Annotated in this window: 19 protein-coding genes and 2 CRISPR repeat arrays (1 of these 21 only partly in view); of the genes, 13 read left to right on the forward strand and 6 right to left on the reverse strand. The window is 44.3% G+C overall.

Annotated elements, in window-relative coordinates; genetic code table 11:
* Positions 1–132 precede the first annotated feature (132 nt).
* The 13 genes from fliF (at position 133) to fliR (ending at position 11,077) form a co-directional block, all read left to right on the forward strand.
* The gene (fliF, locus tag ACE2AL_RS13235) at positions 133–1,815 is read left to right on the forward strand and encodes a flagellar basal-body MS-ring/collar protein FliF (protein ID WP_375083585.1); all 1,683 of its coding nucleotides are present in this window, start codon (positions 133–135) and stop codon (positions 1,813–1,815) included.
* The gene (fliG, locus tag ACE2AL_RS13240) at positions 1,815–2,807 is read left to right on the forward strand and encodes a flagellar motor switch protein FliG (protein WP_206083871.1); all 993 of its coding nucleotides are present in this window, start codon (positions 1,815–1,817) and stop codon (positions 2,805–2,807) included. Before fliF ends, fliG begins: the two co-directional genes overlap by 1 nt.
* A complete protein-coding gene (fliH, locus tag ACE2AL_RS13245; protein WP_206083870.1) occupies positions 2,800–3,531 on the forward strand; it encodes a flagellar assembly protein FliH in 732 nt (243 codons plus the stop codon). Before fliG ends, fliH begins: the two co-directional genes overlap by 8 nt.
* Positions 3,528–4,892, forward strand: a complete 1,365-nt coding sequence (gene fliI, locus ACE2AL_RS13250) for a flagellar protein export ATPase FliI (RefSeq protein ID WP_206083869.1) — start codon at positions 3,528–3,530, stop codon at positions 4,890–4,892. The genes fliH and fliI overlap by 4 nt, the downstream gene beginning before the upstream one ends.
* A gap of 11 nt (positions 4,893–4,903) precedes the next feature.
* The gene (gene fliJ, locus ACE2AL_RS13255) at positions 4,904–5,347 is read left to right on the forward strand and encodes a flagellar export protein FliJ (RefSeq protein ID WP_047756920.1); all 444 of its coding nucleotides are present in this window, start codon (positions 4,904–4,906) and stop codon (positions 5,345–5,347) included.
* Positions 5,348–6,715 carry a flagellar hook-length control protein FliK gene (locus ACE2AL_RS13260; RefSeq protein ID WP_375083586.1) on the forward strand — a complete coding sequence of 456 codons (1,368 nt, stop codon included), beginning with the start codon at positions 5,348–5,350 and terminating at the stop codon, positions 6,713–6,715. It begins immediately after the preceding gene.
* Between the two features lie 163 nt (positions 6,716–6,878).
* Positions 6,879–7,355: a flagellar basal body-associated protein FliL gene (fliL, locus tag ACE2AL_RS13265; protein WP_206083867.1), complete on the forward strand. Its 477-nt coding sequence runs from the start codon at positions 6,879–6,881 to the stop codon at positions 7,353–7,355.
* 5 nt (positions 7,356–7,360) lie between these two features.
* Positions 7,361–8,368, forward strand: a complete 1,008-nt coding sequence (fliM, locus tag ACE2AL_RS13270) for a flagellar motor switch protein FliM (RefSeq protein ID WP_206083866.1) — start codon at positions 7,361–7,363, stop codon at positions 8,366–8,368.
* Positions 8,361–8,777, forward strand: a complete 417-nt coding sequence (gene fliN / locus ACE2AL_RS13275) for a flagellar motor switch protein FliN (RefSeq protein WP_004255621.1) — start codon at positions 8,361–8,363, stop codon at positions 8,775–8,777. Before fliM ends, fliN begins: the two co-directional genes overlap by 8 nt.
* Before the next feature lie 19 nt (positions 8,778–8,796).
* Positions 8,797–9,261 (forward strand): flagellar biosynthetic protein FliO, encoded by a 465-nt coding sequence (fliO, locus tag ACE2AL_RS13280; protein WP_272538679.1) that lies wholly within the window; start codon positions 8,797–8,799, stop codon positions 9,259–9,261.
* A gap of 12 nt (positions 9,262–9,273) precedes the next feature.
* Positions 9,274–10,017, forward strand: coding sequence for a flagellar type III secretion system pore protein FliP (gene fliP, locus ACE2AL_RS13285; RefSeq protein WP_375083587.1), 744 nt, complete (start codon positions 9,274–9,276; stop codon positions 10,015–10,017).
* An 8-nt stretch (positions 10,018–10,025) separates the two neighbouring features.
* Positions 10,026–10,295: a flagellar biosynthesis protein FliQ gene (gene fliQ / locus ACE2AL_RS13290; protein ID WP_206083863.1), complete on the forward strand. Its 270-nt coding sequence runs from the start codon at positions 10,026–10,028 to the stop codon at positions 10,293–10,295.
* A gap of 2 nt (positions 10,296–10,297) precedes the next feature.
* Positions 10,298–11,077 carry a flagellar biosynthetic protein FliR gene (fliR, locus tag ACE2AL_RS13295; protein WP_117162049.1) on the forward strand — a complete coding sequence of 260 codons (780 nt, stop codon included), beginning with the start codon at positions 10,298–10,300 and terminating at the stop codon, positions 11,075–11,077.
* Positions 11,078–11,451: 374 nt separating this feature from the next.
* A CRISPR array of direct repeats spans positions 11,452–11,839; the repeat unit is 28 nt; unit sequence TTTCTAAGCTGCCTATGCGGCAGTGAAC.
* A gap of 130 nt (positions 11,840–11,969) precedes the next feature.
* Here fliR and cas6f read toward each other — a convergent pair.
* From cas6f to cas1f, 6 genes are read right to left on the reverse strand one after another with little or no spacing between them, the layout of a single operon-like run.
* A complete protein-coding gene (gene cas6f / locus ACE2AL_RS13300; protein WP_206083861.1) occupies positions 11,970–12,605 on the reverse strand; it encodes a type I-F CRISPR-associated endoribonuclease Cas6/Csy4 in 636 nt (211 codons plus the stop codon).
* A gap of 8 nt (positions 12,606–12,613) precedes the next feature.
* Positions 12,614–13,636, reverse strand: a complete 1,023-nt coding sequence (gene csy3 / locus ACE2AL_RS13305; protein WP_206083860.1) for a type I-F CRISPR-associated protein Csy3 — start codon at positions 13,634–13,636, stop codon at positions 12,614–12,616.
* 3 nt (positions 13,637–13,639) lie between these two features.
* Positions 13,640–14,584, reverse strand: coding sequence for a type I-F CRISPR-associated protein Csy2 (gene csy2, locus ACE2AL_RS13310; RefSeq protein WP_353168144.1), 945 nt, complete (start codon positions 14,582–14,584; stop codon positions 13,640–13,642).
* Entirely contained in the window at positions 14,581–15,846 is a 1,266-nt protein-coding gene (gene csy1, locus ACE2AL_RS13315; protein ID WP_353168141.1) for a type I-F CRISPR-associated protein Csy1, read from the reverse strand. The genes csy2 and csy1 overlap by 4 nt, the downstream gene beginning before the upstream one ends.
* Before the next feature lie 27 nt (positions 15,847–15,873).
* Entirely contained in the window at positions 15,874–19,359 is a 3,486-nt protein-coding gene (cas3f, locus tag ACE2AL_RS13320) for a type I-F CRISPR-associated helicase Cas3f (protein ID WP_375083588.1), read from the reverse strand.
* On the reverse strand, positions 19,356–20,333 hold the full coding sequence (cas1f, locus tag ACE2AL_RS13325) for a type I-F CRISPR-associated endonuclease Cas1f (protein WP_353168136.1): 978 nt from the start codon (positions 20,331–20,333) through the stop codon (positions 19,356–19,358). The genes cas3f and cas1f overlap by 4 nt, the downstream gene beginning before the upstream one ends.
* Positions 20,334–20,558: 225 nt before the next feature.
* A CRISPR array of direct repeats spans positions 20,559–21,241; the repeat unit is 28 nt; unit sequence TTTCTAAGCTGCCTATACGGCAGTGAAC; it runs 67 nt beyond the window's last position.

Genomic DNA, 21,241 nt, shown 5'->3' on the forward strand with positions numbered 1-21,241 from the left:
ATTCCGTCATTAGATTGCCCCAAGACAAGAAATAATAGCAAAGTGAAAAAGTGACGTTACGAAGAGGGAAATAACATTGTTTCACCAAAAGTATTTTCATCCGTCTAGTAGTCTGCCAAGCAGGGAATATTTATGAGTGCCGCATCTAAAGACACAGGAGAGGCTAAAAAAGGGTTTGCCTCAATGGTTGACCGCATTAAAGCCGATCCTAAAATACCGCTAATGATTGCAGCCGCTGCTGCCATCGCAATTATCGTTGCCCTCCTGCTCTGGTTACGTAGCCCCGACTACCGTGTCCTGCTTAGCAACTTAAGTGCTAAGGATGGTGGCGACATTGTTGGTCAGCTAACGCAGATGAACGTCCCTTATCAAATCGCCGATAATGGTAGCGCCATTTTAGTACCTGCCGATAAAGTGCATGAGTTACGATTAAAGCTGGCCCAATCAGGCTTGCCCAAAGGGGGGAACACAGGTTTCGAACTGTTGGATAAAGAACAGTTTGGTATTAGCCAGTTTAGCGAACAAATTAACTACCAGCGTGCGCTGGAAGGTGAGTTATCGCGCACAATTGAGTCACTCAGCCCTGTCCAAAGTGCACGAGTGCATTTAGCTATCCCTAAACCTACCTTATTTGTGCGTGAGCAAAAATTGCCTACCGCCTCAGTCACCGTAGGTTTATTGCCTGGCCGAATGCTTGATGAAGGGCAAATTAGCGCTATCGTCCATATGGTGTCGAGCAGTGTCACTGGGCTAACAGCAACAAATGTCATTATTGTTGACCAAGCGGGTCGCTTACTCACCAATAACGATAACAGCCAGCAATCCGCTAACAGTGCGCAAATTAAAATGACCAAAGAGATGGAATCCCATCTTAAACAGCGCATTGAAGATATTCTTTCTCCATTAGTGGGTCGTGCAAATATTCATGCACAAGTCACCGCACAAATGGATTTCTCCAAGGTAGAACAAACCTCAGAAGAATATAAACCAAACCAAGCAGCAAATAGCGCCGCTATCCGTTCCCGCCAAAACAGCCAAAGTATGCAAAATAACAATGGCGGAACAGGTGGCGTACCAGGCGCGTTATCAAACCAACCCGTTAGTGCACCAACTGCACCAATTGAAACAAATAAAGACAATAAAGACGCACAGCAAACCACCAATAACCGTAATAACACGACTAACTCGCAAAGCGATGAAACGACCAATTACGAGGTGGATCGCAAAATTAGTCATACCCAACGGCAAATTGGCGTAGTCGATAGGCTCTCGGTCGCAGTTATCGTCAATTACCATTCACAAGAAGGTGAAAATGGCACAGAAATGAAGCCATTGCCGCCTGAGATGATGCAGCAAATTGAAGCATTAACTCGTGAAGCAATGGGCTACTCCACTGCACGTGGCGACTCGTTAAATATCACCAACTCGTTATTTACGAATGACACGCCAGTTGAAGTTGAACCGTCGTTACTGGAAAGCCCGCAATTTATCGCCCAGTTGCTGGATTACGGCAAAATTCTGCTTATTGCCCTAATTGCTTGGTTTATGTGGCGTTTTGGTATCAAACCGCAATGGGTTAAATACCGTAAAACGCAACAAGCTCAAACTGATGCAGAAATGTTTGTAGCAACGCAGATGAAAACACCACTTGTGGTAGACGAAGAAATTAACGAAGACATGGATGAGCAAACTCGCCGCCGTCTCACTCGCCAACGTGTTAGCGCTGAAATCCAAAGTCAACGTATTCGCGAAATGGCCGAAAAAGACCCACAAATCGTGGCAATGGTTATCCGTCAGTGGTTAGGAAAAGCGTAATGAGTTTAAGTGGAACAGAAAAAAGCGCCGTGATGTTAATGACACTCGGCGAAGATCAGGCTGCAGAAGTATTTAAACACCTGAATCCAAAAGAAGTTCAGCAGCTGAGTATGGCGGTGTCTAACATGCGCCAGATCTCCAATAACGAACTGGCGGAAGTCCTCACCGAGTTTGAAGAGTCGGCAATTCAATTTGCGGCGCTGAACATTAACACCAATGACTACCTACGCTCTGTCCTTATCAAGGCGCTAGGTGAAGAGCGTGCTGCGAGCCTGCTTGAAGATATCTTTGAAAAACAAGAAACCACCTCAGGTATCGAAAGCCTCAACTATATGGAGCCACAAACCGTTGCTGATATTATCCGTGATGAACATCCACAGATTATCGCCACGATTTTGGTTCACTTAAAACGCAACCTGGCTGCCGATGTTTTGGAGTTGTTCGAAGAACGCCAACGCAACGATATTATGCTGCGTATCGCGACTTTCGGTGGCGTACAACCTGCAGCACTTGCCGAGCTGACCGAAGTGTTAAACAATTTGCTGGATGGACAAAACCTCAAACGCAGCAAAATGGGTGGCATAAGAACGGCTGCCGAAATTATCAACCTGATGAAGAGCCAGCAAGAAGAAAGCGTTATCGATGCAATGCGTGATTACGATGGCGAACTGGCACAACGTATCATTGATGAAATGTTCCTGTTCGAAAACCTTATCGAAGTGGACAACCGCAGCATTCAACGTATTTTGCAAGAAGTGTCTACCGACTCGCTGGTTATTGCCCTCAAAGGCAGCAACCAAGCTCTGCGCGACCACTTCCTCAACAATATGGCAGCGCGTGCAGCGGAAATTGTTCGCGACGATTTGGAATCCCGCTCACCAGTGCGTATGTCCCAAGTGGAAAACGAGCAAAAAGCTATCCTACTTATTGTTCGCCGCTTAGTCGAGAAAGGCGAAATCGCCATCGGTGGTGGAGACGACGTGTATGTCTAAAACAAAACCGACTCATGACCAATGGCAGCCATGGAAATTACGTGAACTTAATCAATGGGAGCTGAACGCATCCGCTATCCCATCATTAAGTGATGTCCCTGAGCCTGACACACCCAAAGTGCCATGTCTTGAGCCCAAAGAAGTGTTAGAGCAGATTAACCTACTGGATAATATTAAAGAAGACGCCCAACGCACTGGGTTTCAACAAGGCTATGAAAAAGGCCAAAAAGAAGGCTACCAAGCAGGTTTTGAACAAGGTTTACGGGCTGGGGAAGAGCAAGGGCGTGAGCAAGCACTTGCTTTACAGCAACCTGTTATTGAAACCTGGCAGAAATTATTGTCGGAGTTTAATTACTCCCTCGATACCTTCGATACGGTGGTAACAACCAAATTATTGCAAATTGCCTTAACCGCAGCGAAACAAGTGCTGGGGCAATCCACCGTTTGCGATGGCACGGCCCTACTTGAAGAAATCAGCCATTTACTACAACAAAAACCAATCTTTGCAGGTCAACCTGAGCTGCACGTCAACCCGAATCACTTTGAGCTTATAGAGCAGCATCTTGGCTCATTATTAAACCTACACGGTTGGCGCTTAGTAGCTGACCCGAAATTGCACTTAGGTGGCTGTCGTGTTGTCGCCGAAGATGGTGAAATCGATATGACTGTCGCAACCCGTTGGCAAGAGTTATGCCGTTTATATGCACCGGAGAGCCTTTCATGACCGCACGTTTGGGACGCTGGATTGCCTCGCTTGACGATTTAGAATCGCGGATGAAAGGGATCCCGATGGTGCGCCGTTATGGCCGTTTAACCAAAATAACCGGGTTGGTGATGGAAGCCGAAGGCATAAAAATGCCACTTGGTGCCACCTGCTTTATTGAACGCGCCATCAATGGTGGCACGGATGAGGTAGTTTGCGAAGTGGTTGGTTTTAATGGCCCTCGCATGCTACTGATGCCACTCGCTGACCTTGAAGGAATAGCCCCTGGTGCCCGCGTATATGCACAATCAACGGGTGAGGATGGGCAAACCAGCCGCTTACTGCCGATTGGTAATGAACTGTTAGGCCGTGTATTGGATGCCCAAGGCACTCCCCTTGATGGTAAGGGGCCTTTAGAAGTGAAAACCCGTGCACCGCTCATCACGCCCCCCATCAACCCATTAGAACGCACGCCGATTAGCAGTGTGCTGGACGTGGGCGTTCGCGCAATCAATGCCTTACTCACCGTTGGGCGCGGGCAGCGTATGGGCTTGTTTGCTGGATCAGGGGTCGGTAAAAGTGTACTACTTGGTATGATGGCGCGGTTTACTCAAGCCGATATTATCGTCGTTGGTTTAATTGGTGAACGGGGACGTGAAGTTAAAGACTTTATCGAAAATATTTTAGGGGTTGAAGGCTTAAAACGTGCCGTTGTGGTTGCTGCACCTGCGGATGTTTCGCCGCTTTTGCGTATGCAAGGTGCCTCTTATGCCACGCGTATTGCCGAATATTTTCGCGACCAAGGCCTTAGCGTATTGCTGATTATGGACTCACTCACCCGCTACAGTATGGCACAACGTGAAATTGCCCTTGCCGTGGGCGAACCACCTGCGACAAAAGGCTATCCACCGTCTGTTTTCGCTAAACTGCCTGCGCTAGTTGAACGTGCGGGGAACGGTAAAAATGGCGGTTCAATCACCGCATTTTACACCGTCTTGACCGAAGGGGATGACCAACAAGACCCCATTGCAGACTCTGCCCGCGCGATCCTTGATGGTCACATCGTGCTTTCTCGCTCTTTAGCCGAATCTGGGCATTACCCTGCTATTGATATTGAAGCCTCTATTAGCCGTGCAATGACCGAATTAATTCCCAAAGAACATTATCGAAAAATTCAGCGGTTTAAACAGTTAACGTCTAGCTATCAACGTAACCGCGATTTAATCAATGTGGGGGCATATGCCATGGGGAGCGACCCCATGTTGGATACCGCTATTCAGTATTACCCACGGATGTCGGCATTTTTACAGCAAGATATTGATGAGCGTTGTGACTATCAAACCGCTTGCGAACAGCTGATGCAAGTTGTTCCCAACGAGTAATGAGAGGATAAATGGCCAAAAACAATGCGTTGACAACTTTACTCAGCTTAGCTGAGGAAGCCTCTGAAGAGGCCGCAAAAGTGTTAGCTCAAGTGCGCCAAACACACACGCAAATGGCGCAACAACTACATATGTTGGAAAACTACCAGTCTGAATACCGACAAAAGCTAAACCAAACGCTACACAGCGGGATGGCATCAGACAAATGGCAGAATTACCAACAGTTTTTGGTCACTTTAGAGCTGACCATCGAACAGCAACAGCAGCAGCTTAATGTATGGGAACAACGCGTTAACGATGCCAACCGCCATTGGCAAGAAAAACAACAACGCGTCAATGCATTCGATACCTTAATTCAACGCGCTGAACAAACTGAATACCAACGTCAAAATCGCTTAGAGCAAAAGCAAATGGATGAATTTGCTCAACGCGCGACTTTACGGAGACCACAATAGATGGACATCAACGCCAATAGCGTACCAACACTTGCGCCAGCTAAAAACAATAACGCGCAACAAAATGAATCACGCATTGATGAAAACCAAGCACCCGCCCTGCCTTTCCAAGCAGTGTTGGATAACCAACAGCCTGCCCCTAAAGAAAGCACGGTTACCCCGCCTATCGACGAAAAATCTGTCAACAAAGAGATTGTTGATAATAAACTGACCAGTGCAAATGAAAAAAACGCTGAGCCAACGAGTGTCTTGCAAAAAAGTGCAGAAAACACGATAGAGCAACTGAACTTTAGCCGTAATTTGCGCCCAGATAGTGTACAAACTGCATTGAATGCTGATTTATTAACAGGTAAAGAAGCCAATGAGCAATCTTGGCTCAATAACTTAAAGCAATCGTTAAGCAATCAAGCGCAATTAACGGCGAAACCTTTAACGCCGCCAGAAACTCACTCCACGCTTGGGGCATTTACCCAGCGCATGCAGCAGCTTAACCAAGGTACTCATGATGTGTTACCTGATGATGGCAAGCACCTTGAAGGGTCGCAATTGCAATTAGCAGGTGAAGATGAAGCCCCTGCTTTAGGCACCGTGATTAAGAATGAAAAAGAAGAGCGCCGCGATCAACCGCTTTTTGCACTTGATAACCCACGAGATGTCCGTGGAAAAAACCTAACTCAAGACATTATGCCGTTGAACAAAAAAGTTAGCGACAAAGACCCCCTTGCTAACATGCAAACAGTAACGAACGAAACGTTAAGCCAAACAGCAAAAGGCGCGTTTACCTTGCAAACGGACACGGGAGCATTTACCTCCAGCGCCTCGCACCATACCAATACGCAGCCAATCAGTATGATGCCAACGACCTCAACGGTTCAAGCTGCGGCGATGAATGCGCCAACAGCAGCGCCAACCCTGCATTTAACCAGTCAACTAGGCAGTGAAGCATGGCAACAGCAGTTAAGCCAGCACATGCTGTTTTTCTCACGCCAAGGGGTTTCCCAAGCACAAATTCGTTTACACCCTGAAGAATTAGGTTCACTCAATGTGCATTTACGTATCGAAGATAACCAAGCGGTGATGCATTTTGTGTCGCCTCATAGCCATGTTCGCGCAGCGATGGAGTCGATGATGCCAGTGCTACGCAGTGCGCTACAAGAAAGTGGCATTCATCTGGCACAAGGTTCTGTTGGGCAGGAGAACTTAAACCACCAATCCGATGGTTCACAACAAGGCTCACAACAGCATCGTGATGGGCAAATTCAAGCAACACATCCGTCGGTTGGCGTAGTTGGCATCAGTGAAGCCAATGCCACTGTTTCGGCTAAAACCACCCAAGTGCGCCAAGGTGGTATCAGTACCTTTGCATAATTAATAAACAAAATGCGGTGATTTCACAACTAAAGCGCCGAGTTACCGCCTTTTTGTTTCGTTTTTCACTCCTTTAACTCTCAGCAAGCAAGCCATAATGCTAGAGATCATAAAGAAAAAACCCATTTGGGTTTAGCATCCAAGAAACAGGAATTCAGCTAACATGTCGTCACGCAAAGAATCTAAACGTTCGAATAAAGGGTTACTCATTCTGTTCGCCCTTGTTGCCCTCGCGGGTGCTGGTTTTGGTGGGTACACCTGGTGGACGACACAGCAAGACACTCAAACGGCAAGTGAGGACGAAAAGCGCCCGAATATGCCGCAGCCAATTTTTATGGAATTAGAGCCCTTTACGGTGAACTTAGCGGGTGTTGATGGCCCTGACCGCGTGCTTTATATCCACGTAACATTGCGCCTTGCGAATGAAAAATCTCGCAAGCAACTTCATGAATACCTTCCTGAAGTTCGTAGTCGCTTACTGCTACTTTTGTCTGAGCAAAAAGCCAAAAACATTGAAAATCATGATGGTAAGTTGCAGCTAATGAAAGAAATTAAGCAAACGCTCACCCCAACCCTGATCCCTGGCGATACCGATCAGGATATTTCAGATGTGTTATTTACGACTTTTATTCTGCGGTAATATTCATGAGCGATAATATTTTATCTCAGGCTGAAATTGATGCGCTTCTTAATGATGATGCGCCATCAAGCAACACGCCTGCACCTGAAATGCAAGGGAAAGACCACGTTCGTCCTTATGACCCGAATACCCAACGTCGGGTTATTCGTGAGCGAATGCAATCCCTTGAAATCATTAATGAGCGTTTCGCCCGTCAGTTCCGCATGGGGCTGTTTAACATGTTACGCCGTAGCCCAGACATCACCGTTGGTGGCATTAAAATCGAGCCTTATCATGAATTTGCTCGCAACTTACCCGTGCCAACGAACTTAAATCTCATTCATATGCCACCTTTGCGAGGCACGGCCCTATTTACCTTCGAACCCGCGTTAGTGTATATCGCTGTGGATAACCTATTTGGTGGCGATGGTCGTTTCCCTGTTCGCCAAGAAGGTAAAGAGTTTACCAATACGGAACAACGTATTATTAACCGCATGTTGAAATTAGCACTGGGCGCATATCGTGATGCATGGAAGCCCATTGCTGATATCGAAGTGGAATATGTACGTTCTGAGGTGCAAGTTAAATTTACCAATATCACCACTTCACCAAACGACATTGTCGTGACTACACCGTTTTTAGTTGAGATTGGCAACACGGTGGGTGAATTCAGCATTTGTATCCCTATTGCCATGATTGAGCCATTGCGTGAGCGTTTAATCAACCCACCCGTGGAGCAAGGGCATCAGGAAAATGAAGCATGGGTCTCTAACCTTGTGACCCAAGTTAAACGTTCTGAACTTGAGTTGGTTGCCAACTTTGTTGACATTCCAATGCGAATTTCTCGCTTACTGCAACTGCAAAAAGGGGATGTTATCCCCATTGAGAAGCCAGACCGCCTAATGGTGAATGTCGATGGCGTACCTGTGTTGACCAGTCAATACGGCACTCAAAATGGCCAATATGCGTTGCGTGTAGAACATTTGATTAACCCTGTTTTAAACACTCTAGATGAGGAAAGTACCAATGAGTGAGGCGAAGAACTCTCCTGATGCATCAACCAATCACGACAGTGAAGACCTGTGGGCTGAAGCGTTAGAACAGCAAAAAAAAGCGGAATCCGCCTCTGCTGGTGCACAGGCTTTTGATAACTTTGATGGGCAAAACCCATTAAATCAGCTCTCCGATATCGACATGATTATGGACATTCCCGTTCGCCTGTCGGTTGAACTAGGTCGCACCAAAATGACCATTAAAAAACTGCTGAGTTTATCCCAAGGCTCTGTGGTGTCTTTAGATGGTTTAGCGGGCGAACCTCTGGATATTTTAATCAACGGCTATTTAATTGCGCAGGGTGAAGTTGTCGTAGTTTCAGATAATTACGGTATCCGTATTACTGACATCATTACGCCTTCAGAACGTATGCGCCGCTTGAGTCGTTAAAATACAAGGGCAATTGCCAATGACAATGTTTTCGCAAATCGAACCCATAACGCAGCCGCAAACAGCGCCATTTTTATCCAATACGATTTCGCTCAGTGAGCCGAATGCACCAGCCATTAACCAAAATGATAGCTTGGTACAAATTTCAGGTTCACTCGGTGGCATTATTTTGCTGATCCTCGCAGGTGCTTGGTTGGTTAAAAAGCTGGGATTCGCCCCGAAAAAATTTGGCAAAGACTCGCTGATAAAAGTCAAAAGCAGTTGCTCATTAGGTAATAAAGAACGGGTTGTCGTGGTCGAAGTGAATAATGAATGTTTAGTTCTTGGGGTGACGGCGCAAAATATCAATGTGCTACATCAATACCCTGTACAAACTGAGCATTTACCCGTTTCAATAAATGAACCACTGACGTTTCAATCTGTTTTCAAGAAAAAACAAGATGCTGCGAACCATGCAGCGTCAGTGACTCCTTTGTATAAGTAATCGGAAGCTCGCATGTCACTTGTAAAAAACGCGTTGTTTGTTGCTGCGCTTCTGTTTACTTTACCCCATTCCGCTTTTGCAGCGTTACCTGCGGTCATCAGCCACAGTTTAGCTGATGGCGGACAAACTTGGTCGTTACCCGTCCAAACCTTGCTGTTTTTAACGTTATTAGGCTTTATCCCCGCACTACTGTTAATGATGACCAGTTTTACACGCATCATTATCGTGCTGGGCTTGCTACGAAATGCGTTAGGGACACCATCTGCCCCACCTAACCAAGTGCTGCTTGGCTTAGCGCTGTTTCTGACTTTTTTCGTGATGTCCCCTGTTGCAGACCAAGTCTATCGTGAAGCTTATCAGCCTTTTAGCGAAGATAAAATCAGCCTTGAGACAGCTCTGGAAAAAGGCACGGCACCGTTACGTACTTTTATGCTAGGGCAAACGCGCGAATCTGACCTTGCGTTATTTGCACGTATCGCCAAGGTGGGAGATATCCAAGAAGCCAAAGATGTACCGCTGCGTATTTTAGTCCCTGCGTTTATTACCAGTGAACTAAAAACCGCCTTTCAAATAGGCTTTACGATTTTCATTCCGTTTTTGATCATCGACTTAGTGGTCGCCAGCGTCTTGATGGCATTGGGGATGATGATGGTTCCCCCAGCAACAGTTTCATTGCCATTTAAGCTGATGTTATTTGTTCTCGTCGATGGCTGGCAATTATTGCTTGGCTCATTATCGCAAAGCTTTTTTAATTAGGAGCAATTATGACACCTGAATCCGTAATGGCGATGGGAACAGAAGCGATGAAAATCGCACTAATGCTAGCAGCACCGTTATTACTTGCCGCCCTCGCAGCAGGTTTGATTATCAGCCTGTTACAAGCTGCCACCCAAGTTAATGAGATGACGTTATCTTTTATTCCCAAAATTTTATCCGTGATTTCGGTGATCATTATTGCTGGCCCGTGGATGCTCAATCTACTGATTGACTACATGCGCACTTTGCTTAGTAATTTACCCTTCATCATTGGCTAACGATGCTAACCATTACCAGCGAAACCCTGACCCTCTGGCTTAGCCAAGGTTTTTACCCATTTATACGCCTCTTAGCGCTGCTGGGTACAGCGCCTTTTTTCAATGAAAAACAAGCCATTACCAAGGTTCGTGTCGCCCTTGCCTTTTTTGTTGTCTTGATTGTTTCGCCGCAACTTCCCGTCGTAAATATTCCGTTATTTTCGGCAATGGGCTTGTGGGTGATAGTGCAACAAATGGTGATTGGCATCGCAATGGGCTTAACCATGCAGATGGCATTTGCGGCAGTTCGTCATGCAGGGGAAGTGATTGGTTTGCAAATGGGGTTGTCGTTCGCCACCTTTTTTGACCCAACTGGCGGCCCAAACATGCCAATTTTAGGGCGTATTTTCAATGTAATTACCATTTTATTGTTTCTCGCTTTCGATGGGCACTTGTGGCTTATTTATATTGTGGTCAATTCATTTGAGCTTATCCCAATTCAAACCGCACCATTAAATCGTGATGGTTTTTGGGTATTCGTTCAATTCGCCAATACCATATTTATTAATGGGTTAATGTTAGCCTTACCGTTTATTACCTTATTTTTAATTCTTAACCTTGCGCTGGGTATTTTAAACCGTATGACTCCACAACTGTCGGTATTTGTGGTCGGCTTCCCACTGACACTGACCATTGGCATCAGTATGTTAGGGTTGATTATTTCAATTCTCCCCCGCTACACCGAACGGCTTATCCACCAAGCATTTGAGCAGCTCTCGCTGATGTTTAATTTGTTTGTTTGAGTGTCGATACTCGGTCAATCAGCATTAGTTCATTATCAGTACCACTTTGTGAATCTGATAATTAATGTAACCCAAGAAAAATTGATGATAATTTCCATATAATTCCCCTCATTAAAGTAGTTAAAACCCGTCTCTTTTTTCAGGTTTACTACTATGTTCGAAACTGCCTACATGGCAGTGATAAATACCCGTATCTTGTTTCATTTCTAAGCTATCGAGTGATAGTAGCAAGATATATCTCGCGTTAAACGCATCACTAACCTAATAAAGAAGTTCGCTTAAATAAATATCAATTATAAATAGATGGATTTAATTATTGTTCAGCGAACAATGATGGATAAATTGAAGTGTGAACAACGGCCTTCTAAGCCGTAGCACTAGGCTGCCTATGCGGCAGTGAACCCGACCACAATCACTAACTATTGCAGCCTCTTTTTCTAAGCTGCCTATGCAGCAGTGAACCAGACTGATATTCACTGGCAGGCAATGCGTAATTTCTAAGCTGCCTATGCGGCAGTGAACTTACCCGACTAACAAATAACTTGATGGTGATATTTCTAAGCTGCCTATGCGGCAGTGAACCAACATTCAGCTTGCCAGTAAAGCAAGGGTATTTTCTAAGCTGCCTATGCGGCAGTGAACTGGCCAGTTAAGTGGCGGCTATGCATTGTTTGTTTCTAAGCTGCCTATGCGGCAGTGAACACACACTTAATTGACGCATAGAGATTGTGCGCTTTCTAAGCTGCCTATGCGGCAGTGAACTATAAACTTCAAAGCAAAAAATATGTGATAACAATGCGTTAAGGGTATTTATTTAAAAATACCCTTTTATTTCACCTGCATTATAACTTATTGATTTTAAAGTTAATTTTTAAAGAGCAAAAAATAAAGGTCAAAAATGAGGAACCGTTGCAACCAAATTTAAGCCATTCGTTACTTGGCTTAAACCATAGCAATTAAATGGCCCTTTTTGCTCTTGTGCTGACTCCACCCTTTCAATAAACAACGGAAAAGGTCGCCCGCCCGCCTCAGTTTGCTTGGTGTGTAAACTTTCAACCCAAATAAAGGGTAAGCGATTGTTGGCTCTAGGCTTGCTTTTGGATAACGCCTCTAAACTGGTATCCAACGATTGCCCTGTTTTCGCCGACCATAGCTGCGCTTTTTTCTGCATATCTGCCTCTATTCGCCTTTTCCCTTTCACATGGCGCCGAATATAACTCACAGGTACAGATTGCTCGGGAACCTGCTGAATTGACTTAATATGCACATAATCCGCCAGCCTCGCTAACCATTTTGGTAAATCCAGTTGCTCAAGCTCACTTTGTCTATTGGCATGCAAACGGATTTTCTTACCTAAACGAAAACCTACACAACCATATTCGGGAAACGCAACTGCTATGCCACTTTTCCCTTGTTTTGATTGGTTATCCACCAGCGCAATGTGGATTTGCTGGTAAACCTTTTGCCACAGGAAATCCAAAGGAACCGTCGAGTCAGGCAGTAAGGTGACGTCCTGATAATAATTCATAAGCCACCTTATTTATCACTTTCACCAAAGACACCACCACGAACCAACACCGCCATCACATAATGTTCGTCTTCAATACGCGCCAATTTTTCGCCTCGTGCCCATTTATCAAAATGGGTATAAAAATCCTGGTTATCTTTTGGTGTTCGATAAGCCGTACCTAGGTTGGTCACCGCGCCGTAAGGCTCGATCGCAATCGCCCCAGCGCCACTTTCGCTACCGTAAGCGGGGTACCAAGTGTCGATAGAGCGAAGTGCATTACCAATTTTTTGTGAGTGCATAGCTGCATGCTCATTGACGTGGTAAAGAATTTTACTTTTATCCCCTTTACCTTTATCCATCACCAGCTCTTCGCTTGGATAAACTTCTTGGGCTTTGCCTAGTTGAACAAATGTGGTTATTTCCAGCAATAATGCTGGGCTTTTACCCGACAAGGCCGCTGAAATTCGTTCACCCAACTTATTAATATTTTCATCGCGTTTATCGAAATTATGAATACTGTGTTGTGTCGCATCAAAGCCCCACTGTTCTTCATTACCTGCATTTAATGCTTTTACGATAACTTCGATGTTTTCTGCGCCCACACGGTTACGCCATAAAAAACGCCCATTAGCAATATTGTGCGCATAGCGGTACCCCAACTCTTTAAACCCTTCATTTTCAATATAGCCAGTCGCTGCTTTGCTGTAGCTCTGCTTAAAAAGCGCATTATTACAAGCCGATGGTGTTTCAACGCCACCCAGCACTTTTAAGGTAAATTGGTGCATTAAGGTGTCTTGATCAGTGCCGAGTGCACATGCATCCACCGTTTGTAAATTGGCTTTCTCAACTTCTGCGTTTAATTTTAACGGGTCGTTTTTTACCGCGCCTTTTAAACGGTTTGAAATCGTGCCACGAACGGATTTTTCTTGTAATGATAATGGCGCAAATTGCGATTTATCATCCCAACGTGTTCCATAGAAGTATCCATCCGACGGAACCAGTTTTTTTTCAAATGCTAAAACAGATGCAACATCATTATTCTTCGCCATTACCTATTCTCCACTCGAAATAAATTTAGATACCACTTGTTGGCATAAATAAAGGTCATGGGATCCGTCATAAACGTATTCCCACAAAATTTCATCAATTTGGTTTGCGCGGTTTACCAAAATAAACTCACCTAACGTCACGATACTTTCAGCAAATCGGTGAGGTGTTTCTTCGTCTCGCTGGTTTTTCGCTTGGGCTAATGGGGAAATCCCCTGATACCCCGTTGCGATAGGCACAATCCAACCAGATGCTTTCCGTTGACTACGCCATTCAAAATGCGTTTTCGCCTCATCCTCCTTGATTGTTTCAACACATCGGTTTTCGACCGCAACATAATCGATTAAGGCATCCATGGCGTCTTGCCCTTCTTCCATTGCCTCAATCATTAAGTCACGCCGCTCAATTAAGGCATAGCCAGGCATGAGACTATTGAGCAAACTTTGCTTTGATTTTCCTTCGGGATCATCTGAGCGCAAAATGTGCGACGACGGCTTCCCTAAGGAAAGGATGTCACCACCTGCCAATTTCATCGTCAAAACTAAGTCATAGATGGTTTGCAAAATAGGTGAATCGGCGGGAAAAGCTTGTACTTCGCCCTCATTCCCTATGCCATATTTAATCAGTAATGACACGTTTAAATGGCAACGGGCTTCTTCGATAAAAGCAGAACGCGTCCCATCATTGTTTAATGGATTACCCGTCCCGACAATTGAACTTACATAATCATTCGGCCCACGATAGGTTTGTAAATCACATTCATGACTAATCACCCCAATTGAACCCAATATAATATTCAGGCCATCAATTTCCCGTAGTTTACGCTCAAGGGCATGCATAAACCCGAGCCAAGCGGTCATTGCAGGAAAGCCAATGGTATATGGGCTTGATAATGCATTGGCATTTTGAATGTTGATATGAGGAAGTTTAAGTATAAAAGTTGAGCTCATCGTAACAGCTCCTTATTCAGTGCAATAATCTCTTCAATGGCCGCAAATTCATCACTCCCCAACTTAATCGCTTTTTTCCCCAGAACTTTTTTGTAATGCCGTATAAACTGCTGAGTGATCAGGCTGATAATTACAGATAGCCATTCATCTGAATTATTGCGCGGTTGGTCGGGGAATAGCCAAATTTGTTGCTCTTTTGGTAGCTGAGTGGGCAATGGTGTATTAGTTTGTTCAAACTGGCGTCTCACTTCCCACATCATTAACATTAGGTAGTCCATATACTCATGGATGCGTCTATTTCTGAATTCAATAAAGCGGCTCCCTCGCTGCTCTTTTGGTAGACGAATTAACCCATGAAATGCCTCCAAGGTTTCTTTTACCTGCCAAGGGTTTAGGCTGTTAGTAAAAAAATCATGAGTTGGTATATGACGTTGCCGCTGCGTGATTTTCGGTGGTACTGAAGCCAATAAATGGGCTTTCCCTGCATTTTGGTTATTTAAGACCGAAATATTTTGCGGCTTGGTTCCCCCAAAGCCTATTGTGGTCAGCCCATAAATTTCTTTATAACCAGTCTCGCTGTATTCCCCTTTACGTTTTAAATCACGCAATGCTTTGGTTTGTTCAGAAAAGCGAATAGCGTCAAGGCGTTTACGTAATTCGAAAACGAGCCCAGAAGGCGTTAATGGGGATAATAAATGGTATTGCGCATCTTCCATCCAAACAGGAAAATAAACTTGTTTGATTTTCGAGCTGGTAATGACCGCTTCGTCTGTTGCGGCCATCGCTAAAAAGCCATCCCTGAGCACCTGATAGCTTTCATCCCCCTGATTAAGCAATTCTTTTGCTAACTGGGTTTCATCCTCAATATGCGAAAGTAAGGTTTTATTATCTTGTAGTTCCAGTGTGAGAAATTTATACACATCGAGTGCGGCAGCATTTCCCAATGCATCCGTTTCAACAGCTACATTTCCCGTGCGCAAAAAACCATCATTGGTTTGTATGCAATTGGCGAGTATCGCGGAAACATAGCCATTTTTGTTCTTTCTTGAACTTGGATGACTAAAGGTACAAGGGTGGGTTGATAACGAAATTTGCCCCGCCCTCTTCGCTGCATTGGGTAGCCATTGCTCTAACGAAAAAACCGCATCACACTCTTGCTGTAACTGCTGCAATTCACCGTCATTCATCGATGCCTTGATGTTTTTTTTAAGCCAACCCTCTTTACGCTCCGCAAAAAAGGCTTCTATTGCTGGATCTAACATAATAAATAGTCCTTTTGACCTAAACTTTTACTCGGAAACTTTAAATGTGCTAAGCCCCAGTTGGTCGTTATAGTAAAGATGATTACCACTCACTTTGCGGGGTAAAAAACTCATTTCGCCGTATTGTTTAGAAAGCTGCTCCGCTTGCTGGTATTCATTTTCTCTATTTTCTAAAGATTGTCGGTAATCCCTAACTAACCATAATTTCTGTTTTAATGACTCAGTAAACGGCTGAAAATTAATCCCATATTCTGAGCTGTTATCAACCCAACCACTGTCTTGACTGTATTCACAAAAATGAAGCTTATTTTTTGCTGATAAAATAAGTGATAAACGTATCTCTGGCTGAGTTTTTCTAAAAGAAACAAACTGTTGAGGAAGTGCCGTCATCCACCAGCCTCCACTGGTATACCCCCAGAGTGTCGTTGGTCTGTTTTTAGCAACAGTCGCTTCTGATAGAAATGAAGAACGCTTTCTAACCGTCGTTTTAGGGGGTGTTTTTTCGGGGAGTGTTCCCATCAACCGTTCAATAGCCGCATGTTCTAAACAGGCTAAATTGGTATGTTGCTGTTTTTCCCAGTCTGATGCAGGCTGAATTCTGGGGATTGCATCAACAGACTGCCGTAGTTGTTGCTCATCCACCAGCTGGCACAAATCACGGGTCGCTAGCTGCAAACTCAAATGTTTGTTTTCATACCCTGGCTTGGAAAATACCTCTTCGCCTTTACGATCCAAAAAACCTTTCCAATTATATTGCAACAACGCAATATTGGGATTCGCGGTTTCTCCCTCGCGATGTCGCCTCACTCGCCCTGCCATCTGAATAATAGAGCGATACGATGACGGCTCAACCACAGCCCAATCAAAATCATGGTCGCGCCCAACCTCTTCCACAGGAGTAGCAACTAAAATAAAAATAAGATGTTTGGCTTTACCTTGTTGGTGTATTTGGTCTAAGTGTTGACGAATGATGACATCTTGAAATGCATCTGGTTGCTCTCCTGTTTTTTCCTTGCGTTTTAATACCGCATCAAGGTGCTTTTCTTGCTCATGGCGTAGCAGTAATACCTGCTGACTATGGTAGGCCATCGTTCGAATCTCTACGTCTTCTGGCCATTGATTAGCAAGTAAATAATGGGTTAATGCGGCACATACAGGAATATTCGCAACGCGTACAACACCAAAAGAAACACTCAGTTGGGTTTGCGTTTCAGTGCAAAAATGAGTGTGATGTAAATTCAAAATAGCTTGCTGAATATGGGCAAAATATTGCGCTTGAAGTTCTTCGCCAGGTACTTTTTGCATTCTCACTACGCATGCTTTTCGGCGCGCCACCAGTGATTGTAGTGTTTTAACGCGCTTTGCAATAAATGCGTCATGGTATTGGCGGTAATAATTTAATGTCTCTTCATCATCCATCGAGCTAATCGTTGCTATCTGGCATGAATGCGTACATTGATTTTTCTTTTCATTGTATTGCCCCTCATCTACCCAAATACAGCCAATTTGTGGTGATTTTTGCTGACTCAGTGCATGAATTCGCCAACCCAGCTGATAGGCATTAAAATAAAACAGCGCCAGAGTTGGTGTAATTGTCGCCGATGAAATCATCACCTTGCGCCCTAGCATTCCCGCTAAATGAACTAAACGCCCGATTGATGCGGAGTCATCACCGATAAAATCATCAATTTCATCAATGACTAAGTCTGATGACATTAACCGAAGATAGGGAAGAATATAGCGCCCACCGCGAGTGGTTTCAGTCGCCCCCATAATATGGTCGATGGTACAGGCGAGAACTGGCGCGTAGAGCAAAGCTCTATCTTTAGGCCGAGTTAACACCGTTGAAAGCTCATCCTCAGGTAAGCAACCTTGCCAGCTCTCTGCAAACCAATTGAGCTCCAGCCCTTCGTCATCAAAAATCCTGTCTTGAGATTCCGAACCAAACTCCGCGAGTTGTTGTTCTTTCTCAATCATTTTTTGTTTCGATTTTTCTTCTTGGTGAAGTGCTAATACGGCTTTAGACCCAATCAATACCGCAAGGTTATCTTCCTTTATCCCTAAACGGTCTCGGTATTCATCCCCTGTTTGCAGTGTTAAGGTACGCAGCCCCAAGGCAAGAATAAAGCGCAGACTTTGCTTGTCATCAGATAGCGCTTGCATGATCTTGGCGTTTGCCGTGGTTTTCCCACACCCTGTACTCGCCATATTTACGATAAAATACCCTTGGGGTTTATCGTGTTGCTCTTCTCGATAGCGATAAATGTGGTTAACGGCATCCTCCTGCCAACTGAATTTTCCTGTCGCATTTTTATCGTGTTTTAGTTCGTTAATGTCACTCGCTGATGGGGGCTCTGACTCAAAAAAAGGTAAGTATTCCGTCACATTGGCAGCAATATTCGCGACATTCACTAAATGTTCATCAAGCTTTTGCTTGTACTGTACTGCGCCGCTAACACGTTGAGTGTTTGCATAAAGTGGAATAGATGATTGCCAATCTGGACTTGCATCTTTGGAGGAATAATTGTGATCCCCTAACATTAAACATAAGCGAGCCTGTTGGGCTACTAGCCGCCAACAACCATTTTCAAGAGCTTCATTAAACAATGGAAGTTGATGCTTAAGATGCTCCGCCGCTTCGCTCACAGCACACTTCCACGTTAACGAATCACTTAATAAGCCTTGGGGGAATTCAAAGCATTGATCTATTCGGCTCTCATATTCTTGCTGATTATAATTATTTTGATATCCCCATTGTTTATCGAGAATTTTTAATAAATTTTCCAGTGACTGACACTCTTTACCTGCAAAACTCTCCCGTTCTCCTTTATTTTCGATAAAAGGCAATCGATGGTGAGAAACAACCAACCAAACTAATAATGATGCTGCATCGGGCAGTGCCGCTAATGGGTTTTTAAGGGTTTTATTTTCTTTGATCCACGCTTTTAATTGTTTCTCATTCCATGAGGACGTCATCAGTGCCGTGATCCAGCTTTCATCATTTTGGGATTCGGTTTGGCTTTTTACCAAAGCACTTAATAGGAGCGCTGATACCCACTCATGCCTTAAGGGGTCTCCTTTAAAAGGCATTTTTGAGTAAGGGTTGAGTTTGTCTTGGAAAAGCTGTGAGGCTTTCCCCCAATCATGAAATAACGCGGCTAGACGAACCAGCGCATTAATCAGCGGCAGGTATTTCCAATCATGTTCGTGTTCACTTCCAAGCAAGGATTTTTCCGTTCGATTGACAGGCACAAAACCTTGTTGATTAAATTTATTTTTTTGCCCAACAACCCATAACAATTGGCTGCGAGAACGAGAGCGTACCCAATGGCAACTCACTGCGGTGTTACGGCTCGCGCTTTGTCGCAACAATTTTTTGACTGTCTGCAAGCCATCCTCAGTGATGAGTGTTTGCCAAGTATTGTCACCAATTCGATTCGCAAACGCATCAAGTACACGGCGAGTTCTTTTTAAGGCATGTTTTTCACACTGTGAAACAAAGGTCACCATCATAATGCTGTACTCTGCGAAATTTGCTCAGTGTGGCCTTGTAACGCTATCGATTTCACCGTATCAAATAAAAAGTCCAAAGCGTGATGCTCAACAAAAGACTGCAGTATTTGCTGGCGAAATTCTTGTTCTGTTGCCTCTTCTTTTGCACAGATAAACGCCCATGGCAAAACAATGGCATCTTTAATTAAGTCTGCAACATCAAAAACCAGTGCACCACGCCGTGTTTTTCCATGCATCACAGCGAAGCCATGAGGGATACCGAGTACCCATAAACAACTCGCAGCTAGCCCATAAGCCAAATAGTTACCATGATTTAGGAAGCCATTCCCTTTATCCGCGGCTTGGTGCTGACGTTTAAAGTTTTTTTGCCCCGTATTATTGGCAGCGTATTTGTATAAGGCTTTGGTTAATTGCGCTTCCGTTAGAAGTAGTTCTTGGGCGTTACTGGCAAATTCAGTACGCTGATGAAAGGTTGAGAATGCAGTTTTTAGCGTATTATCTTGATAAATAAACCCTTCATTTTGTAAATCACGCGAATTTTGCCAGACTTTTTGCAGATATTGAATTCGAGAGTGTTGGAATTTTTTCGCCGCAACTAAACGTTTTTCATCATCAAACCAGAAACTTAACCAACCTTGCAGATATTCTGTTGGTCGATATTCCCCTTGAGGTGTCATCCACTCCACTTCTGTAGACATATATAACGGTGTCCCGCCACCACCACAAAACCCGACTAAAACCCCCGCTTGGGATAGCATTCGCATCGCCGCTTGGGTAATAGACGTTCCTGTTCCGAGCAAAATAACCGTGGTATTCGCAATAGGAATATTAAAATATAGGTTTTCATTTTTCGCTTCAGTGAAATACAGCACCCTGCCATCTTTTTGCATCACACGGCAATGTTCTAAGTAGTACATATTGGCGCGCTTAGAGTGCAAAATGGTTTTGAGATCTGATGGTGAAAAATCATCCATAATGACGTAACATCCTTTTAAATTGATAAGTTTATTGAATGTTTTACAGTCAATTAGAATCTACATTCCCACACTAAACAAGTCAAAGTTGGTACTAAAGTAAAATTTGTGAAGAGCTTGGCAAAAGCCCCAGTCAAAACGACTTTTTATGGGTATAGCGTGTTGATAAAAGGCTGCCTAGATGGCAGTGAACAACCTAACGGCACGACATTTCGTACTTCGCACTTTCTAAACTGCCTATGCGGCAGTGAACTTTCTCGCTTCACAATGCGAGGTATGTACACATTTCTAAGCTGCCTATACGGCAGTGAACAGTGATGCTCTGATGGTAACGATTATCCGTGTATTTCTAAGCTGCCTATACGGCAGTGAACGTTTTCTTTAATTGGTCTGGCGATAGCCAAGTTTTCTAAGCTGCCTATACGGCAGTGAACCAGTCTCATTATTTCCTTGCCAATCTAGCGGGTTTCTAAGCTGCCTATACGGCAGTGAACGTGATCCGTATCTAACGGGCGAATGGCTGGTAATTTCTAAGCTGCCTATACGGCAGTGAACAACTTGAAAATATGGAGGGTCGGTTGCAATTATTTCTAAGCTGCCTATACGGCAGTGAACACCGTCTGGTAATTTAATCTCATAGACGAAACTTTCTAAGCTGCCTATACGGCAGTGAACAAAATCAGACTTTGATTTAGATAATCAAGTTTTTTCTAAGCTGCCTATACGGCAGTGAACATGGATTACAACCATATATCGATTTTCATTATTTTCTAAGCTGCCTATACGGCAGTGAACATATTTTATTGAATATCTCAGGAACTTATACGTTTCTAAGCTGCCTATACGGCAGTGAACAACCTTGCATCTCATGTGAGCGATTTCACGAATTTCTAAGCTGCCTATACGGC

The organism is Providencia xihuensis (assembly GCF_041953405.1).
Classification (GTDB): Bacteria; Pseudomonadota; Gammaproteobacteria; order Enterobacterales; family Enterobacteriaceae; genus Providencia; species Providencia vermicola.

Excerpts from the sequence above, each read along its gene's own strand:
- fliF (WP_375083585.1), top strand. The coding sequence starts at position 133 with ATGAGTGCCGCATCTAAAGACACAGGAGAGGCTAAAAAAGGGTTTGCC.
- fliG (WP_206083871.1), top strand. The coding sequence starts at position 1,815 with ATGAGTTTAAGTGGAACAGAAAAAAGCGCCGTGATGTTAATGACACTC.
- fliH (WP_206083870.1), top strand. The coding sequence starts at position 2,800 with ATGTCTAAAACAAAACCGACTCATGACCAATGGCAGCCATGGAAATTA.
- fliI (WP_206083869.1), top strand. The coding sequence starts at position 3,528 with ATGACCGCACGTTTGGGACGCTGGATTGCCTCGCTTGACGATTTAGAA.
- fliJ (WP_047756920.1), top strand. The coding sequence starts at position 4,904 with ATGGCCAAAAACAATGCGTTGACAACTTTACTCAGCTTAGCTGAGGAA.
- ACE2AL_RS13260 (WP_375083586.1), top strand. The coding sequence starts at position 5,348 with ATGGACATCAACGCCAATAGCGTACCAACACTTGCGCCAGCTAAAAAC.
- fliL (WP_206083867.1), top strand. The coding sequence starts at position 6,879 with ATGTCGTCACGCAAAGAATCTAAACGTTCGAATAAAGGGTTACTCATT.
- fliM (WP_206083866.1), top strand. The coding sequence starts at position 7,361 with ATGAGCGATAATATTTTATCTCAGGCTGAAATTGATGCGCTTCTTAAT.
- fliN (WP_004255621.1), top strand. The coding sequence starts at position 8,361 with ATGAGTGAGGCGAAGAACTCTCCTGATGCATCAACCAATCACGACAGT.
- fliO (WP_272538679.1), top strand. The coding sequence starts at position 8,797 with ATGACAATGTTTTCGCAAATCGAACCCATAACGCAGCCGCAAACAGCG.
- fliP (WP_375083587.1), top strand. The coding sequence starts at position 9,274 with ATGTCACTTGTAAAAAACGCGTTGTTTGTTGCTGCGCTTCTGTTTACT.
- fliQ (WP_206083863.1), top strand. The coding sequence starts at position 10,026 with ATGACACCTGAATCCGTAATGGCGATGGGAACAGAAGCGATGAAAATC.
- fliR (WP_117162049.1), top strand. The coding sequence starts at position 10,298 with ATGCTAACCATTACCAGCGAAACCCTGACCCTCTGGCTTAGCCAAGGT.
- cas6f (WP_206083861.1), bottom strand. The coding sequence starts at position 12,605 with ATGAATTATTATCAGGACGTCACCTTACTGCCTGACTCGACGGTTCCT.
- csy3 (WP_206083860.1), bottom strand. The coding sequence starts at position 13,636 with ATGGCGAAGAATAATGATGTTGCATCTGTTTTAGCATTTGAAAAAAAA.
- csy2 (WP_353168144.1), bottom strand. The coding sequence starts at position 14,584 with ATGAGCTCAACTTTTATACTTAAACTTCCTCATATCAACATTCAAAAT.
- csy1 (WP_353168141.1), bottom strand. The coding sequence starts at position 15,846 with ATGTTAGATCCAGCAATAGAAGCCTTTTTTGCGGAGCGTAAAGAGGGT.
- cas3f (WP_375083588.1), bottom strand. The coding sequence starts at position 19,359 with ATGATGGTGACCTTTGTTTCACAGTGTGAAAAACATGCCTTAAAAAGA.
- cas1f (WP_353168136.1), bottom strand. The coding sequence starts at position 20,333 with ATGGATGATTTTTCACCATCAGATCTCAAAACCATTTTGCACTCTAAG.